19 protein-coding genes are annotated in these 17,085 nt (G+C 34.3%); 1 reads left to right on the forward strand and 18 read right to left on the reverse strand.

What is annotated here, in order from left to right; genetic code table 11:
- Positions 1–29: 29 nt before the first annotated feature.
- The 8 genes from SP60_RS02020 to SP60_RS02055 form a co-directional block, all read right to left on the reverse strand.
- On the reverse strand, positions 30–380 hold the full coding sequence (locus SP60_RS02020; protein ID WP_053951052.1) for a hypothetical protein: 351 nt from the start codon (positions 378–380) through the stop codon (positions 30–32).
- Positions 373–1,290, reverse strand: coding sequence for a glycosyltransferase family 2 protein (locus SP60_RS02025; protein ID WP_053951053.1), 918 nt, complete (start codon positions 1,288–1,290; stop codon positions 373–375). The genes SP60_RS02020 and SP60_RS02025 overlap by 8 nt, the downstream gene beginning before the upstream one ends.
- The gene (locus SP60_RS02030; RefSeq protein ID WP_053951054.1) at positions 1,281–1,880 is read right to left on the reverse strand and encodes a hypothetical protein; all 600 of its coding nucleotides are present in this window, start codon (positions 1,878–1,880) and stop codon (positions 1,281–1,283) included. Before SP60_RS02030 ends, SP60_RS02025 begins: the two co-directional genes overlap by 10 nt.
- Before the next feature lie 169 nt (positions 1,881–2,049).
- Positions 2,050–2,991: an NAD-dependent epimerase/dehydratase family protein gene (locus SP60_RS02035; protein ID WP_053951055.1), complete on the reverse strand. Its 942-nt coding sequence runs from the start codon at positions 2,989–2,991 to the stop codon at positions 2,050–2,052.
- Complete coding sequence (locus SP60_RS02040; RefSeq protein WP_053951056.1) at positions 2,991–4,139, reverse strand: glycosyltransferase family 4 protein; 1,149 nt, start codon at positions 4,137–4,139, stop codon at positions 2,991–2,993. Before SP60_RS02040 ends, SP60_RS02035 begins: the two co-directional genes overlap by 1 nt.
- Positions 4,140–4,141: 2 nt before the next feature.
- Positions 4,142–6,076: an asparagine synthase (glutamine-hydrolyzing) gene (asnB, locus tag SP60_RS02045; RefSeq protein WP_053951057.1), complete on the reverse strand. Its 1,935-nt coding sequence runs from the start codon at positions 6,074–6,076 to the stop codon at positions 4,142–4,144.
- Positions 6,077–6,101: 25 nt separating this feature from the next.
- Entirely contained in the window at positions 6,102–6,929 is an 828-nt protein-coding gene (locus SP60_RS02050) for a glycosyltransferase family 2 protein (RefSeq protein ID WP_053951058.1), read from the reverse strand.
- 122 nt (positions 6,930–7,051) lie between these two features.
- Complete coding sequence (locus SP60_RS02055; protein WP_053951059.1) at positions 7,052–7,741, reverse strand: IS1595 family transposase; 690 nt, start codon at positions 7,739–7,741, stop codon at positions 7,052–7,054.
- A 185-nt stretch (positions 7,742–7,926) separates the two neighbouring features.
- Between SP60_RS02055 and SP60_RS02060 the strand changes: the two genes are divergently transcribed.
- The gene (locus tag SP60_RS02060) at positions 7,927–8,625 is read left to right on the forward strand and encodes a PIG-L deacetylase family protein (RefSeq protein WP_053951060.1); all 699 of its coding nucleotides are present in this window, start codon (positions 7,927–7,929) and stop codon (positions 8,623–8,625) included.
- A 29-nt stretch (positions 8,626–8,654) separates the two neighbouring features.
- Here the strand turns inward: SP60_RS02060 and SP60_RS02065 are convergent, their stop codons facing one another.
- The 10 genes from SP60_RS02065 to SP60_RS02105 all read right to left on the reverse strand — a co-directional run bounded on the left by SP60_RS02065 (position 8,655) and on the right by SP60_RS02105 (position 16,951).
- Entirely contained in the window at positions 8,655–9,395 is a 741-nt protein-coding gene (locus SP60_RS02065; protein WP_053951061.1) for a class I SAM-dependent methyltransferase, read from the reverse strand.
- Between the two features lie 56 nt (positions 9,396–9,451).
- Complete coding sequence (locus SP60_RS02070; protein ID WP_053951062.1) at positions 9,452–10,873, reverse strand: glycosyltransferase family protein; 1,422 nt, start codon at positions 10,871–10,873, stop codon at positions 9,452–9,454.
- Positions 10,866–11,594: a 3-deoxy-manno-octulosonate cytidylyltransferase gene (gene kdsB / locus SP60_RS02075; RefSeq protein WP_053951063.1), complete on the reverse strand. Its 729-nt coding sequence runs from the start codon at positions 11,592–11,594 to the stop codon at positions 10,866–10,868. Before kdsB ends, SP60_RS02070 begins: the two co-directional genes overlap by 8 nt.
- The gene (locus tag SP60_RS02080; RefSeq protein WP_053951064.1) at positions 11,595–11,882 is read right to left on the reverse strand and encodes an HAD family hydrolase; all 288 of its coding nucleotides are present in this window, start codon (positions 11,880–11,882) and stop codon (positions 11,595–11,597) included.
- A 219-nt stretch (positions 11,883–12,101) separates the two neighbouring features.
- On the reverse strand, positions 12,102–12,254 hold the full coding sequence (locus SP60_RS08375) for a hypothetical protein (protein ID WP_158403311.1): 153 nt from the start codon (positions 12,252–12,254) through the stop codon (positions 12,102–12,104).
- Between the two features lie 59 nt (positions 12,255–12,313).
- Entirely contained in the window at positions 12,314–13,525 is a 1,212-nt protein-coding gene (locus SP60_RS02085; protein ID WP_144418568.1) for an IS3 family transposase, read from the reverse strand.
- 14 nt (positions 13,526–13,539) lie between these two features.
- Entirely contained in the window at positions 13,540–14,088 is a 549-nt protein-coding gene (locus tag SP60_RS02090) for a 2OG-Fe(II) oxygenase (RefSeq protein WP_053951065.1), read from the reverse strand.
- A gap of 54 nt (positions 14,089–14,142) precedes the next feature.
- Positions 14,143–14,757, reverse strand: a complete 615-nt coding sequence (locus SP60_RS02095; protein WP_158403313.1) for a class I SAM-dependent methyltransferase — start codon at positions 14,755–14,757, stop codon at positions 14,143–14,145.
- Positions 14,758–15,063: 306 nt separating this feature from the next.
- Positions 15,064–15,360, reverse strand: a complete 297-nt coding sequence (locus SP60_RS02100; RefSeq protein WP_053951067.1) for an HAD family hydrolase — start codon at positions 15,358–15,360, stop codon at positions 15,064–15,066.
- Positions 15,361–15,376: 16 nt separating this feature from the next.
- The gene (locus tag SP60_RS02105; RefSeq protein ID WP_053951068.1) at positions 15,377–16,951 is read right to left on the reverse strand and encodes a hypothetical protein; all 1,575 of its coding nucleotides are present in this window, start codon (positions 16,949–16,951) and stop codon (positions 15,377–15,379) included.
- Positions 16,952–17,085 lie beyond the last annotated feature (134 nt).

Below are 17,085 nucleotides of genomic sequence, written 5' to 3' on the forward strand. Positions count from 1 at the left end.
ATAATTACACTATTCTGAAAATCTATCTATTAATTTTTATAAGCATCAAGCATTAACACCAATATGCCCAATATAATTATCAAGTATGCCAGTATTCTATAAAAACTAAACTCCTCTCCAAATAAAAAATATCCAATGAAACCCCCTAGCACAATAGTTAAAATATTGGCTGGAATAAGGACGGTAAATGGTATTTTAGATGCGGAAGCAAACCATGCCACAAGAGCAATGCCGTATAGTAATAATACAAAATAAATCTTGAAATCAAAAAGACTATCGAAAAAACTTCCATTATATTTAACTGAAATAGCCTTTAAAGAAGCTTGCACTACTGTTGTTAACAATATAGATAGTAACAAAATTCCGTAATATTTAATCATTAATAGTTTTCCGTACTATAAATTGCGGTTTTCGATTAATAGACAGATAGGAGCGCCCAATATATTCTCCAATAATCCCTAATGACGATAGAATTGCACCACCTATAAATAATTGTAAAACAATAATACTTGTCCACCCTTCAACAGTCGTGCCGTACATATAATACGTATAAATATAATATACACCTAGCATAAAGCCCAATATAGATAACAATAATCCAAAAAATGATGCAATTCTCAAAGGCATTATAGAGAAGCCTGTAGTATGTTTAAAAAATACCGATATTGATCGCCGTAAATTATAATTACCCGTGCCACTATAACGATTAAAATGCTTTACCTGCACTTGCGAAACCAAATTGGTTATTTGAAATATCAAACCATCAATATAGGGATATGTCCCTTTATATTCAAGCAATGAATCTACCACCATACGGTTAACAACTTTAAAGGGTGACAAATAAATATGCTTTGGTTTTTTTATAAAAAACTCAGCTTGCTTTGAATTAAGCATACTTCCAATATTCTTCCACCAAACTTGATGGAGATCGTCACTAAAATCGGCATAACAGACATCACAATCATTCTTTATTTTTTCTAACAAAATAGGAATGTCTGAGGGAGAGTGTTGCAAATCATCATCCATAATAACGACATAATTTCCACATGAAAGACCTAACCCTGCCATGATAGCATTATCCTGACCAAAGTTTTTTGCAAGCGATATACCTTTTACCGTAGAAAATTCTTTCGCAATCTGCTCAATTACAGACCAACTTTCATCGACACTTCCATCATTGACCAATATTAGTTCAAAATCAATGTGTAACAACTCGGCATTTACTTGTTTGGATAATTCTTTCAAAATTGATGCACTATTGTATACCGGAATAACTACGCTTACTTCCATGTTACCTCCAAAATAATATCTCTTTTTTGATCATTGACAATGTGTAATATCCAGCGATTTCCACATAACTCCGCTAGTGTCTTAATTAGCTCTTTCTTATCATAACGAAACTCTTCAGCACCATTACCAGCATTAGCAGAATGGCTAGCAATTCTTCCTATAAGGCCACCACTATTTGATAAATTATGAATTGGCTCGGAGATAATTAATCTTGAGCAAGAATTCATTATTTTTAAAAGAAATTCATCGAGCATTCCATGAAAGTGGTACAAAGATCCCGCAATAATAACAGTATCAACTGCTGGGAATGCGCTTTCCTTTTTAAGGTCTAGACAAATCGCATTAAACCCTTTTTTAATAGCAAAATTAACAAATTTTTGGTTTATATCAATCCCAGTCCAATTTACCGAATTTGCTTTACACCATTCTGCAATATGCACATCGCCATAACATAGCTCAGTAATGAATTTTTCTTTCTTTGGATCGATGAGTTTGATAATATCATCAAACCTTTCAGTATACTTCCCCAAATACAAAACATTCATTAGCAATCTATATATAAATAAATTATTGTATATTAAACTTGTCATTTTAATTAAACTTTGGCCCTTAATATTTCCTTATATAATACCGGTATAATACCGGTATTATCATACGAGCTTTAACAGATATTTCGCAATACCTCATGACCAATATGAAATTCAAATAATCGATAAATAGCATGTTGACCTATAAAATGAACCTACAGCAAAAGACAAATCAAAAAGATGTTTTATTCATATCTTTCAAGGTTCTTTTAGCCTTAAACCCTAATGCCTCTATTTTTTCAGAGGAGTAGCACTCATCAGCAAATAACTTGTCAAGCTTGTATTTAATTTTAGGATTTATTTTGGCAGCAATGCCAATTATAAACTTAGGTACATTCCATTTTGGAATTGACTTCCCAGCTATAATGCACATAGCTTTATAAATATCACGCGAAGAATATGGCTTACCATCGGTTACTATAAATATCTCTCCATTGGCACGTTCATCTTTAGCAACTAGCATAATTGCTCGAACTAAATCATTAACATGAATCATGGATTTACGATTCTGCGTATCTGGTATAGGCGGAAATAAACCTTTATTGATCAATGACAGCATTAGCCTTAAATTTCCCTTAGCATTTGGCCCATATACCAATGAAGGTCTAATTATAGACACGTGCATATTAGAATTTCGACCAATATTTAATAGCTTTATTTCTGCCTCTCTCTTTGTTTGGCCATAAATATTATCTGCCATACCTTGATCTATTTCATTCGCACACTTATTAGTAAATAATTTACCACCAGCCTTAACACTACTAATAAAAACAAAATGTTTTACGCCTGACTTAACCGCTAATTCAGCCAATCGAAGTGTTGCGCCTACATTTAGAGTGTGATATAAATTCTTAGACTTTGAGGGTTCGCGAAAATCATGGGCGTAACCAGCAAGATGAAACACCGTATCTACATCATTCATAATATCATTAGGAATATTTTCACACTGCAAGTCACAAACTACTGTTTCATGAATTGGGTGGATATTACGGGAAATAATCTTAATTGAAGAAATATCACCACTATCAAATTGTTTGCTAAAATTTAAATAAGACAATAGCTGTTGCCCAATAAATCCAGTTGCGCCAGTTATTAAAATCTTCTTGCTTGACATTATGTATTTCTATGCCTTCTGTTACATGATATTTGTTTATAGATATTTATGTGTTCTACCACTATTTTTTTTATATCAAACAGTCTCTCAGCTCTTTCTCTCCCAGCAATACCCATTTTTTTACAGTGACTTGAATCATTCAACAACTCAGAAACTGCCTTTGCAAGAGCTTTGGTATTACGCACAGGTACCAATAATCCTGTCACATCTTTTTCAATCGCATCACGACAACCCGGCACATCTGTTGTAATTATTGCACGACCACATGATGCCGCTTCAACCAACACTTTTGGAAAGCCTTCTCGATATGATGGCAAAACAACAATGGTTGCATTTGATAATACACTTTCCATATCATTCCTGTATCCCCACAATTCAACCAAACCATTTTCTTTCCATATTAATAACTCTTGCTCTTGTATTGAAGCAGGATTAAACTTATCAATCTCACCAACCAGAACAAAACGTGCAAGCACTTTGGTTTTATTAACCAATTCTGCAGCATGGACAAATTCCCTAACCCCCTTATCAACCAGTAGCCTTGCTGCAAGCAATACAATCGGCAATCCGTTAGGTGGCGGTAGTACTTTATATAGAGACAAATTTACCCCAGAGCCCTGAATTATAGTTGAATTATCAAGAGATAGGCTTGTCAATTTAGACAGTTGTTTTTTGTCATCAATATTTTGAAAAATTACTCTCTGGTTAGAATGCCCTAGTGCTAAGCGATATATAACTGAAACCACCTTGCGTCGTAACAAAGCTGTAAATCCATTGTTCATAAAAACAAAACCAAGTCCAGAGATTGCCGATACGACCGAAGGTGTGTTTAACAGACGTGTGGCTAAACCTCCTAGTAATACTGGCTTAATAGTAACTAGGTGAACAATATCAGGTGAAATTTTACGGACCAAAGAAAAAATTTCTAAGAACTCAGATGTAACTGCAAAAACGCCACTCTGACTTCTATGAAGATTTATAGGATGCACAATCAACCCTTTATCCAACAAAAAATCAAGTCTATCTGTAATTGTCGTTGCAATATGAACTTCGTACCCTTTGTCAATGGCTTCAAGAGCAATAGGCAGACGGTGTGAAATAAAAAACCAATCCACATTAACAATAAAAAGTAGCTTTCTATTGTTCAACTCTACTGCTCCTCAAGCCATGCTTGAAACATTAAAACATCCCATAATTGATGTTGCCAGTTCCTTGTTCCTGATAAATGCTCTCTCCATTTTTGTCGAATTTGCTCAGGATTGAAAAAACCCTCCTGCCTCAACCTAGACTCATCTAGTAATTCTTCAGCCCACTCTCTTAATGGGCCACGTAACCAGCTATCAATTGGGACACCAAACCCCATCTTAGGTCTTTCGATCATTTCTTTAGGAATGTATTTATACAGAATCTGTCGCAATGCCCATTTACTTTCACCATTACGAACTTTAAAAATCATAGGCATGCGCCATGCATATTCCACAACATTATGATTTAAAAATGGAATTCTTGTTTCCAACGACACTCCCATTGCAGCCCTATCAACCTTAGTTAAAATATCATCAGGAAGGTATGTTAATGTATCCATTAACATCATCTTTTGAATTTGACTTAATCGTGATATATTCGAAGTAGCACTGGTTAGTTGTGTAATAGGTTCTCTACTATTTAAAACAATAGACTCAGGATTATTCCAATGTGAAACTATTCGCAAATACAATTCATCAATTGAGGATGATTCCATAACACTTGCAGCCTTATGTATTTTTTCTCCAACTCTGTTGTAAGGCAAGAATCCAAGGAATTTATTAAAAGCTTCTGGAGAAAGTGTGGTCATCATGCTCGCCAAACCACGACGCATAGATACTGGTAGCATAGATAGCTTCCCCCATAGCTGATCAGTTAATAAGTAACGATTATAACCACAAAATAGCTCATCTCCAGCATCCCCAGATAAACTAACTGTTACGTGCTCTCTAGCAAGTTGTGAAACAAGAAAAGTCGGAATTTGAGAAGAATCTGAAAAAGGCTCATCATAAATCTTAGGCAACTTTGGGATAACATTTATAGCGTCCTGATGAGATACATATAACTCAGCATGGTCAGTATTCAAATATTTTGCCACTTCCTTGGCATACTTTGCTTCATTATACAAATCATCAGAAAAACCGATTGTAAATGTCTTAACAGGTTGGGTTGATTGTTGTTGCATCAAAGCAACAATCAAACTTGAATCTACCCCCCCAGAGAGAAAGGCACCTAATGGCACATCTGCAACCATTTGTTGCTCAACTGATTGCTTTAGAACGTCCTCCAACCCATTAACAACCTCGGTATCACCACCACTATGCAAGTTATTCAATCCCTTCATGGCGACTTCTTTTAGAGACCAATATTCAGATATTTTAGGCTCTGTATCATTAATCGAAATCGAGAGTATAGTTCCCGGCATCAACTTCGATATTTTATTGTAGATAGAATAAGGTGCTGGTATACAATTATGTCTCAGCAATAAATTAATTGCATCACGATTAATATCAAACTTAAAAGATGGGTGTTTGCGTAATGCTTTTAATTCAGAGCCAAATAAAAAGACTGTATTGACTCCTTCACCTTGCCATCCGTAATAAAGTGGCTTCTCACCAAGCCTATCTCTCGCCAACATTAAGATTGATTTAGCACGGTCCCATACAGCCAGAGCAAACATTCCCTCGCATTTCTTTAAGGTAGGCTCTAGCCCCCACACTTCAATTGCATTTAACAAAGTTTCAGTGTCTGAATGCCCGCGCCAACAACTCACTTTATCTCTCAAGTTGTACCGTATCTCCTTATGGTTATATATTTCACCATTAAAAACTATAGTATATCTACCTGATACTGATTCCATAGGCTGATGCCCAGCAGGCGAAAGATCTACAATTGATAGCCTTCTATGTGACAATGCAACACCTGCTGCTTTATCTATCCACACTCCGCCATCATCAGGACCGCGACTAATCATAGCTGTAGACATATGAGTCACTTGTTCTGATAAATCACCACTGTAATTCATTCTATTTTTTACTAAAATTCCAGCTATTCCACACATATATACCTAAAACTAATATATTGAATTATTTTTTACTTACAAAAGTAATTACTATTGATCGGATGATATAAATCATATAATGAATAAGCATTCTAACCCTACTAAGACTTGCCATATTAACAAAGTACAGTCTAATCTTAAAGTCCGGAACAAGCTCATTTAATAAAGAAGGCCTAGGGTTTAAAAATGCTGTACATTTGGCATGTGTATTTACAAATAAACCTACACCTGCCTGCCTTAATAAGAAGGAGTGTATTAAGTCCTCACAATATGCTTTTCCTTTATAAGGATAGAAATCTTCCAAAACAAGATTTTCTCTTCTATGCAGCACACAGCCGCCTGGCTGCCATTCAACTTTAACCAAGTTCGATGTTACATCGTCTGGATTAACGCCAATATTGGTACCAGCAAGAGTTACCCCGCCAGGTTTATACCCATGCCTGCCATTGACTAAATAATAATAAGTTGCCAATAAGGTGGTTTTGCTATTCTTATAAAATGGCTCGCCATTAATATTAAACAAACACGGTGATACAGTGGATACTCTTGGTAATCCTTTAAGCGAACTAACAAGTTTTTCCAGACACTGATTGTCAAGCAATATATCATCATCTGCCTGAAAAATATAGTCACCCTTTGCCTGATGAAACCCAACAATACGTTGATACACTTGACCATAGCGCTCTGCATAGATAACAGTTACATTTTTATACCTATCACTATTCTTTACAGAGTGCGAATCATTTGGAAGGCAAATAATGATTTCATCAGGATAAACACTGCTTGAATTAATACTATCCAAAGTATTGCAAAGATTACCCCCTAAACTTGGAATAACAACCGATATATTCATACAACTCTAAACCAAAACAGAAAAATAAAAAAAATAGTTAAGTTTTTTTTGCTATATATATTTTAGACTGTAAACTCATTACTATGCTTGATTTTAGCCCTTAGACCTAATTAAAAAAAGGGTCATGACAACTTAAGCGACTCTTTTCTAAACATTCCAAGCAAAACTTTATAAATATTTTGCTTGCGATTATTAAATCTAAATTCGCATTCTTTTAAGTGTAAATTAAACATACTTTTATCCATTCCTTTAAACTTTACCAATCTATTTTTAGCATAACCCCAGAATGATTCAATTCCATTAATATGTGAATTACCTCTGGCAAATTCATTCTTACTATGATGCACTCTAAAGTGCTTCTTATAACCAAAATCTACAAGCCCATTATACCCGCGCCATCCATCTGAATGAATAACGCTATCAATACTAGTCTTACCCTTGATAATCCTTTGCAGGGTGGCGCTACTACAGTCTGGAACTATTTCAGTGTACACTTGATCGCCACGTTTCAATAAACCAAATACTATTGTTTTACCCTTGGCGCCACGGCCGCGTTTTCCGCGGACGCGCCGTGCGCCAAAATAACTTTCGTCAACTTCAATCTGACCCACTAAAGTATCAGATTGAAGCAAAGATAACTCTAAAATTCTAAGTCTAATAGCAGTTAAATATTTGTTAATTGTTTGCCTGCTTAAACTTGTTAAATGAGAGATTTGAGTTGCACTCAAATCCTCAGAAAACAACAAAATTATTTGCCTAAATTTGGCCTCTGAAATACGTGAACGAATCACATACTTGTTTTTTACTTTCATGACGGTACTTTAACAGGTTTTTAAACATGCTTAAGTTGTCATGACCCTAAAAAAATATCTAATTCATTGGTTTTGATTCAAAGACAAAATACTTTTTGCTTAACAATAGCCATATTGTATCGGATTTTACATATATAAATAGATTTACACTATAATTCAAATAACATTTTTTCACAGAAACCAAATTGAATTTTAATAATAATACAAGGTTACTAGTTGTTGCAGCTCATCCAGACGATGAAGTTTTAGGTTGTGGCGGCACAATTTTAAAAGCCAAAGAAGCGGGTGCAACTGTTGCAGTTTTATTTTTGGGCGAAGGAATTTCAGCTCGATTTCCTATCGGTAAATACGATAGCCAAAAATTCAAAAATCAAACCCGACAAAGAATCAAAGAAAGTCATTGCGCATTAGAAATTTTGAAAATCGATCAATTTCAATTCGGGGATAGGCTGTGTACTCAATTTGACCAATATTCCTTATTAAGCTTAGTTAAGGAAATAGAAGAATATATATCAAATTTTAATCCAACTATACTTCTTACTCACAATGAGTCTGAAGTTAATATTGACCATAAAATAACCTACAATGCAGTTGAAGTTGCTTGCCGACCAACACGAGACTCTATTCCTAAGGAAATCTACTCTTTTGAAATTATTTGCAGTGGCTCTTTTAAATTCAACCCAACATTCAACCCTAATACCTTCGTAGATATAGAAAAATACTGGGATAAAAAAATGGAGGCATGGTCTTGTTATGCTAGTGAAAACAGAGAGTTTCCTTTTCCAAGATCCGATAAGGGGCTGCATACACTAGCTCACTACAGAGGTCTAGAGAATGGAGTTAAATTCTCAGAGGCATTTCGCCTAGAACGTGGCACCTATTAATATAGTGCCTATTTAAACTCTATCTTTTCTTATGCATACCCTTCCAAATAAGAAATAGACTTGGTTACAATAATATTGCCATCATAAAAATTCTTTGCTGCAGATAAAAACTCCTCTTCTTTGCTTGCATCATAGAATGTTGTATTTCTCCAATAATTAAGCAAATCACCAAAAGACGAGTATTTCACTCTATTCAACACTCTATTAAAATTAACATTGCCATAACAGTTAAGGAACTCCCTCTCCATTACCAACATAAACTCCTCACTAGCAAAAAACATATCATCAGGTACTTTCACGCCTATCTGACCCAAAATCTCATATAACTCTGCATTATTTCCAAGCACTGGACCAACAAGAACGAACTTTCCATCTTTATTCAATTTTTTATATAACTCGCTATGTAAAGCAACCGGATCTTTGCTGTAATAAAATCCATACGCTGTAAAAATCAAATCTACTGACTCTGATACATATCTGTCCACTTTATCAATACTAGACACATGATAAATAATATTATCTTTACCTGCCGTATTGCGGTTTTCTTCAACTGTCTCTTGATTAATATCAACACAATCCAAACTACCCCCACCCATAAGCTTAGCTAAATACTTGGTTTGAGCACCTGTACCACAACAGAGCTCTAAAATTTTTGGATTGTCTTTAACCTCTAATCTACTAAAGACCCATTCATTTAAATCCACTGTCTGATTATTCTGCGATGAAATTCTTTTCTGTAATGCAGATGTTTTTATTGCGTTTTCTTTCATTTGATATCCTTAATAATACTCGCTCGTAAATCCTTATAAAAACTAACACCCTTGTTTTAACAAACTATTTCATTTAATAAAGCATTAACATTCAAAGGCGTATAAAAATCCTGTGCAAAATCCTGTAAAGCTTGTCTAGTTTTTGCATCAATATTTTTGTTAAAAGCCAAATGTAACTCATTTTGATTTTGAACAGTTTCTTTACCTTGTTTCTGTTGATAAATAGGGTCAATACTCAACTCATCAGTTGATTGTTTATAATAAATAGGTTTTAACCCTGCATTGATAGCATTCACTATTGCAGTAGAACCACGATACAAAGCACTGTCACATTTTTGAATGTCGTCATCCAAGCTATTCTCTGAAAGATGTATATTGCTAGGCAGACTATTTAAAGAAACGCCATGTTTTCTTATATCATCAAAATTTAATAACGGGTGTAAACGCCAAATAAACTGCTGATCTGGATATTGCTTAGCATATCCCAAGCTTAGTTTAAACAATATCAAACATTCTGAAACAAGCCCTTCTGGTACAACTAAACAACACTGAGCTTCACCTGTAGTTAGATTAGGCGTTCGATGCTTGTAAGACCCTAAACAAGCAATTTTACCACTTTCAATTTGGCTTTTCTCAAATATATCTTTTGCAATTATTCCAGAAGTTAGTATGACATCAGGATTGTATTTTTCCTCCAACGGGCGTTTGATAGCATGTTGATGCTTAAACACTGCCGCATGTTGATAACCAAAACACTTAATATCAGGATTAGCCTCTCTTGCGTAATAATAAACTAAGCGCTCCCAAGCATAACCCTCATAGGTGGTAACAATAAATTTTGCACCTGTTTTTCTAACAATATCTGCCACTTGCATAGCAATTCTAAGCGTGTTAAAAGTTTCAGACGACAAATGATGGTGCAATATATCTTTTACAAGCGCTTTGTTTATTCTCAAATCCTTTAGAATCAACTTTAATTGTTTTTTAGCTTTTCTTTGAGAGAAGTGAAGTTTTATCTCTGATAAAAAATCTAAACTTGAATTTAATATAAACCTATGAACTTTGCAATCTTTCCACACACGAGATGTTCTCTGATTGTTCATCTTAATATGGTTAATTAAGGCAATGCTACTATCCTTGCCGTGTTGCAACAACTGATTTGGTAAATCTCCAAAGTAATCATCACTATCTCTCAACATTTGCTGACTATTATTCAAGTGGGATACAAACAAGATATCAGACTGAAAATTTTGTTTTTGAGTGTTGTAATGTTTTTTATTAAGAATAGACTGAAGTATTCCAATCACAGAAACTAGTCTAGACTTTACAAAGAACCAAATCTTTACTTGCTTAGATAGATTGTATTTTTTTAAGAATTCTGGATGTGCATTAAGCACATGTAAATAGGTATTAGCAACAATATATTGATTGCTGTCTTTGTGAATAAGTACTTTATCAAAAAGTGAAGTATTAAGCACTAGCAAACTTCTTTTGAACCCGCTTTAAGTCGCTTGGCGTATCAACTGAAATAGAGACATCGTTAGTTTTAACCATTTGAATACTATAGCCATGCTCAAGCAGACGATACATTTCTACACCTTCAACCTTTTCCAAACCAGCAGGTAAATTTTCACTAAATACTTGCAGTCCACTTTGTTTAAAGGCATACAAGCCTAATTGTTTGCTATATTTTGCAGTATTTGCCTTAGGGTAGGGAATAGGCTGTCGAGAATACGCCAGTGCCCGTTGATTAACATCCATAATCACCTTAACCGTATTTGTATCAACCACATCGCTAATGTCTTGCATAGATGTATAAGCATTGGCTGCTTGCACTAATGGATTGTCACAATCAATAATAGCTTGCGCTACTAACTTAATCGCTTCAGGCTCAATGAAAGGCTCGTCCCCCTGTATATTGATATAATAATCTGCTTGTATTTGACTGGCAACTTCTGCCACTCTATCAGTGCCAGTTTCATGCTTGTTGCTAGTCATTACCGTTTTTAAATTATGCTCATTAGCAACTTTAACAATACGCTGATCGTCTGTTGCGATATAAACCTCATCTAAAATATTAGACTCAAGTGCTCGTTGATACACATGCCACATCATTGGCTTGCCATTTATGAGTGCTAGCGATTTTCCAGGAAAGCGAGATGATTGATAACGGCAAGGGATAACGCCAATAATTTTCATTTAAATAATATCCATTAATTGTGTAATATTCTCTAATTTTATTATATTTTCATCATCATAAACACCGTATCTCCACAAAGCATGTGAATAATTTACATGGGTACGCTTTGCAGCCTCATAATCAACATCGATATCACCTATATAAAGCGTAACAGAAGCATTCATGTTTAGTTCTGACATTGCATGCAGTATGTGATCGGGCGCAGGTTTACCTTTTAAAGCATCATTAGATGTTGGCACAATATTCTTTTTCTTAGAATAGGTGGTGTTTCTATTAGATTTGATCATACTTGTTAAAAAAATATTACAACCTAAATTTACGAAAGATCAGTACACCACCGATAAATACATATGCTAGAGAATGCATAAAGTATCGATAATGCTCCCCACCTACAAGTGTGCTATAGACAATCAGATTTAGAAAAATAACGGTGCTTAATATTAGTAAAACAACCCCTAAAATAGACCCGTTAACTAAAAAATAAAAAAATTCACGTACTGCTAACATTAAACAGCTTTTTTTATTATTAAATCTAAACTGTAGTCGTCGCTAAACTCCACAATATCAGACTTAACTGAATATTTTTGATTGGCAATAAATCCACTTAAATTGTCGCTGGATACGGGCAGTTTAACGCCAATACTTTCAATAATTTTCATAACATATTTATCACCCCAAAACCTCTGACAACTTTTTAAAATTTCTTATATAGAACATCCTAAGAGGCCTTCTTCTTATTCTGGTTTAATTTTATACTTTCTTGGTACACGTCCATTGGTTTTTTGTAGTCTAGCGTTTGATGGAATCTTCGATGGTTGTAAAACTCAATATAGTCATCTACATCAGTGGTTAACTCATTGATATTTTGGTATTCGTTCAAATAGATTCTTTCGCATTTGGCGCTTCGCCAGAAGCGCTCAATGCAGATATTATCTGTGGCTCTACCCCTACCATCCATGGATATAGTAATACCTAGATTTTTAAGCCTTTGAGTGTGTATCTCACTGGTGTACTGGCTACCTTGATCGGTGTTAAAGATCTCTGGATATGGATACTTAGCTAGTGCATCATTGAGCACACTCATCACTAACTGAACATCCATGGTGTTAGATATTCTGTGTGATAGCACAGCTTTGCTGTGCCAATCAATGATGGCTGCCATATAGACCATGCCACCGGCAATCTTGATGTAGGTGATGTCGGTACTCCAGACATGATTAGCATGGCTAATATTAAGCCCTCTGAGCTTATAGGTGTATTTCTTATGCTCTTTGATTGGCATGGTTGTATTGACTTGTTTAACGGCCAATACAGCCTTTAAGCCCAACTCTTGACGGTAGCGAGCTACCGTATTTAAGCTGACCTTGATACCATCCTCAAGCAGTTGCTGATGCACCTTCTTCTCGCCGTAAATGGGTATCTGTTCAAACACCTTGGTGATATGACTCTTAATTGTTTGCTTGGCGTGGTTAACTCGTGGCTTGTAATACAAGCCACTTCTGTTAATGCCAAGCAGCTGACATTGATGATTAATAGAGATAGATGCTGGTGATGGCTTGAGATCAACTAATTGTTTTAGTTTAGATGAGCCCAAGCTTTTTAGCTTTTTTGCTAACCATTCCTTCTCTACGGTTACTTTACCTACCAGCGCTGTTAAGCGCTCGTTCTTCTCTTGTGATTTAATAAGCTCCTCCTTGTACTCTTTAACTGCTTTAGAGGGCTCCATAGCAATCTCTGCGTTGGCAAGGAAGGTCTTCTTCCAGTTCACTAGGTTTTGTGGAAGAATGTTATGCTTGCTGGCAATCTCTGCCAGGGTATCTGCATTTTGTAATAGTTCAAGTACTAATTTTGTTTTAAATGCTGAGCTGTAGGTTGTACGTTTTTTACTCCGAATTGTTGGGTTAAGTTTAACTCGTTCGAAATAAGAAATTTTAGATTGTTGTCTTAATTTATTGGGGTGTTATAGTTTGGTATATATTCCACTTTCGATTTTGCCTCGACGCCAGTTGGATTAAAAAATATTGTAGATCCACCAAAGTCGACCTCCCAATCAGATGAAAGATAAATAATAATATTTAGAACATGCGGTAAACCAAGATTCGGCTCAGAAGAGTGGTCTACATGAGGGCCAAGTAAACCACCAGATTCCATCTCGTGATAATTTGCCAGCTTTGAATTAGAAGCGACAAGAGTTTCAATACCGCTTAGCTTTTTAAAATTATCGACCCAGTTTTGTGTATTTAATTCATCTACGATGTTCGATACCAGATCAGGTAACTGAGAATTTGTACTGATAGACTTATTCGACTCGACACCAGATGTGAAGTTTTTACCCATTAGAATATCATTATTTTGCTGTAATGTTTCAGTTAATACCTTAAAATATTCCGTGTCAAGAAAGTCATCAAGAATGAGATAGGGGAACGGACTCGCACTAAAAAAATCATTTTTAAACTTTGAGAGTGATTTATATTTCTGATTAATAATTTCCATTTAGATATTCCTAATATTCCAAACCTTGAGTTTTTGTTTAAAGATTTTTACTTATTAATTCTTACTTGCAAATATTACAACCATCCCTTTCATCAGGTCAAAATCAATAGACCTTACATTGTAATGGGCATTTTTAAATAAAAGCAAATAATTATGATGGTAATTGGTAAAGTTATGCGCCTCATTAAGAGCGCTACTCTTTAAATTTGCATGCTTTTTGTGTGTGCTAACGGCAATTTCAACTTGGTCAAAAGTTTTATAAATCAACTCAAATATAAACTCTAATCGATCTTGCGTAAGATAATCTAGAGTGTTTTGAGATGTAAATAAAATATTATCTCCCAGTTTTGCTTTACAAATATAATCTTCTATATCTGCATACACAAAGTCAACATATTTTCTACCTTGATATTTTTCAATGTTTTTCTGAATTTGTTTTTTATTTATATCAATTCCGATAAACTTCTTACAATTTTCAATCTTTTTACTTAAGATGTTTATAAAATTTCCAGCTCCACACCCAATCTCTATAATTTCGCTAAAATTATCATGTTTAACATTGCCACTAACACATTCTGCAAATAGCTCAAAATCATTTTCATCTCTTTCATTGTGCCATTTCGCCCCCCATGAATTAGCCCAGAAGAACCTGGTAAACTTCTTATGCATCTTAAAATAAACAAATTTAGCAGGCTTTATTAACTTAAGGAATTGAATCAACTTAATTAGCATTATTCTTGTCTTTGCTCCTTATATTTTTTAAGATTTTTAATCATAGTAATTGCACTCTTATTAGGTCCACACCATCTCTATCAAGACTAATATCTTTAACCCTCGGGTCTAAAAGTAAATTTCTTATTGTCTTGCTTATCATTAAATCGCTTTTTTTAATATTAATTCAACACTTAAATTATTATCAAACTCTAAAATGTCAGTCTTTCGTTATATGCTGGCAGAATAACCACCACTTGATTATCACTCATTTAAAATAATATCCATTAATTGTGTAATATTCTCTAATTTTATTATATTTTCATCATCATAAACACCGTATCTCCACAAAGCATGTGAATAATTTACATGGGTACGCTTTGCAGCCTCATAATCAACATCGATATCACCTATATAAAGCGTAACAGAAGCATTCATGTTTAGTTCTGACATTGCATGCAGTATGTGATCGGGCGCAGGTTTACCTTTTAAAGCATCATTAGATGTTGGCACAATATTCTTTTTCTTAGAATAGGTGGTGTTTCTATTAGATTTGATCATACTTGTTAAAAAAATATTACAACCTAAATTTACGAAAGATCAGTACACCACCGATAAATACATATGCTAGAGAATGCATAAAGTATCGATAATGCTCCCCACCTACAAGTGTGCTATAGACAATCAGATTTAGAAAAATAACGGTGCTTAATATTAGTAAAAACAAATCATACTTTGAAATATTTAATGACCTTGAAAAAACAACTCTAAATAAGTAAGTGAAGAAATTTAATAATATTAGTAAATAGCTAACAAATATCAGACACCCAAAAATTATAGCTGCTATACCAATAAAACCCTGAAATGGAATCTTTATTGATGCCATTGAAAATTTAGACAAAGCCTCTAATTCACTCCAATGTGAATCTTCAGATCTCCACAAAACCTCATACGGAAAAAATGGGCCGTATAAAGAATAAACAGCGGCTTGTTTGGCAATTATGTATAACATGCCTAGCGAGTTTTCTTGAATAGCTGTCAAATACAAATCTCGAACTTCGGCACCCCAAATTGATGTCCATCTAAGAGAATATTCTGGAGCATAGCCGGATAAAAGATATGGCTTATCATTGATTACATGTTGATCATACAACAAGCTTGAAACTTGTTCTTTAGATCCAATTTTTGTTACTGCATCAACCATATTGTCAATACTAAAATTAAACTTGGCACTGTTATTATTTTCCTCCTCTTGAAAACACATGCCCCAATGTCTAGCAAGGTATATTAAATCACTTTCACTATAAGTTGGATTATCAAAACACCAGACAAACATTTTTGACGCATTGGATTTAACAATAAACTCTCGTAGCTTTACAGGGTCATGTAAAAATGAACGAGAAACCACCTGCATCATTGACACACCACTTTTAGAGCTATGATTAAAGTCTTTATTTAGGCTGTAATTTTTAACGCTAAAGGAGGCAATAACCAACATAACACTCACTACAGGAATTAGGCTAACGTTAATTATGGATGTAGAAATATTTCTATTAATGGTTTTAAATAAGCCTAATAATGCCAAACAAATAGGCACCACTACAATGTTTATTGGAAAAAGTAAAGCAAGCAATATTGATGAGAAGGATAGTATATAAACTGAAAACTTTGTCTCATCCATTATGTAATTCAAAAGTGTAAATAGAAAAAAACTAGTGAAAAACAAATTGTAATGGTCATAATGCAGACCTAACCTCCAAAACTCAAATGGGATTAAAGAAATAGACAGTAAGGAAATAAAAAAGATAGCATAATAACTATTAACAAATCTAATGATAATTGAATATATTAGGACAATTGCTATTACATCCAAAACAAAAGAGAATAAAAGCAAAACTTTATATTTTAATATAACATCATAGCTAAATAGATTTACCAGCATTGCATCGATTACTGTTATCAACGGAGATTGTACGGTTGCACTATACAAATATTCAAAAAAATGGTTATTTAAAGCGTTATAGTAACTATGCTTAAAGTGGCCGCCATCTATACTTGTAAAATCAGAAAGAAAATACACAACCGCTCTAATTAGCAATGAAACTAAAGCAATGAGAATGATAGGGTTATGCTTATATAAAAATCTATTCATTACGTAACTAATATTTTTCAAAGACCCAAAATTTAACAATAAGAAAAGACGGTATGGATAGAAATGCTACTGTGGCAATAAGGCCGAAATAATCACCATAGTGTAGGCCAAATATAGAGGAAATTAATTGTCGA

Origin of the sequence: Candidatus Thioglobus autotrophicus, assembly GCF_001293165.1 — a bacterium.
Lineage (GTDB): Bacteria > Pseudomonadota > Gammaproteobacteria > PS1 > Pseudothioglobaceae > Thioglobus_A > Thioglobus_A autotrophicus.

What these genes read in the sequence shown, in the direction of transcription:
- SP60_RS02020 (WP_053951052.1), bottom strand. Translation starts at nt 380, where the DNA reads ATGATTAAATATTACGGAATTTTGTTACTATCTATATTGTTAACAACA.
- SP60_RS02025 (WP_053951053.1), bottom strand. Translation starts at nt 1,290, where the DNA reads ATGGAAGTAAGCGTAGTTATTCCGGTATACAATAGTGCATCAATTTTG.
- SP60_RS02030 (WP_053951054.1), bottom strand. Translation starts at nt 1,880, where the DNA reads ATGACAAGTTTAATATACAATAATTTATTTATATATAGATTGCTAATG.
- SP60_RS02035 (WP_053951055.1), bottom strand. Translation starts at nt 2,991, where the DNA reads ATGTCAAGCAAGAAGATTTTAATAACTGGCGCAACTGGATTTATTGGG.
- asnB (WP_053951057.1), bottom strand. Translation starts at nt 6,076, where the DNA reads ATGTGTGGAATAGCTGGAATTTTAGTAAAAAATAGAATGAATTACAGT.
- SP60_RS02050 (WP_053951058.1), bottom strand. Translation starts at nt 6,929, where the DNA reads ATGAATATATCGGTTGTTATTCCAAGTTTAGGGGGTAATCTTTGCAAT.
- SP60_RS02055 (WP_053951059.1), bottom strand. Translation starts at nt 7,741, where the DNA reads ATGAAAGTAAAAAACAAGTATGTGATTCGTTCACGTATTTCAGAGGCC.
- SP60_RS02065 (WP_053951061.1), bottom strand. Translation starts at nt 9,395, where the DNA reads ATGAAAGAAAACGCAATAAAAACATCTGCATTACAGAAAAGAATTTCA.
- kdsB (WP_053951063.1), bottom strand. Translation starts at nt 11,594, where the DNA reads ATGAAAATTATTGGCGTTATCCCTTGCCGTTATCAATCATCTCGCTTT.
- SP60_RS02080 (WP_053951064.1), bottom strand. Translation starts at nt 11,882, where the DNA reads ATGATCAAATCTAATAGAAACACCACCTATTCTAAGAAAAAGAATATT.
- SP60_RS08375 (WP_158403311.1), bottom strand. Translation starts at nt 12,254, where the DNA reads ATGAAAATTATTGAAAGTATTGGCGTTAAACTGCCCGTATCCAGCGAC.
- SP60_RS02090 (WP_053951065.1), bottom strand. Translation starts at nt 14,088, where the DNA reads ATGGAAATTATTAATCAGAAATATAAATCACTCTCAAAGTTTAAAAAT.
- SP60_RS02095 (WP_158403313.1), bottom strand. Translation starts at nt 14,757, where the DNA reads ATGCATAAGAAGTTTACCAGGTTCTTCTGGGCTAATTCATGGGGGGCG.
- SP60_RS02100 (WP_053951067.1), bottom strand. Translation starts at nt 15,360, where the DNA reads ATGATCAAATCTAATAGAAACACCACCTATTCTAAGAAAAAGAATATT.
- SP60_RS02105 (WP_053951068.1), bottom strand. Translation starts at nt 16,951, where the DNA reads ATGAATAGATTTTTATATAAGCATAACCCTATCATTCTCATTGCTTTA.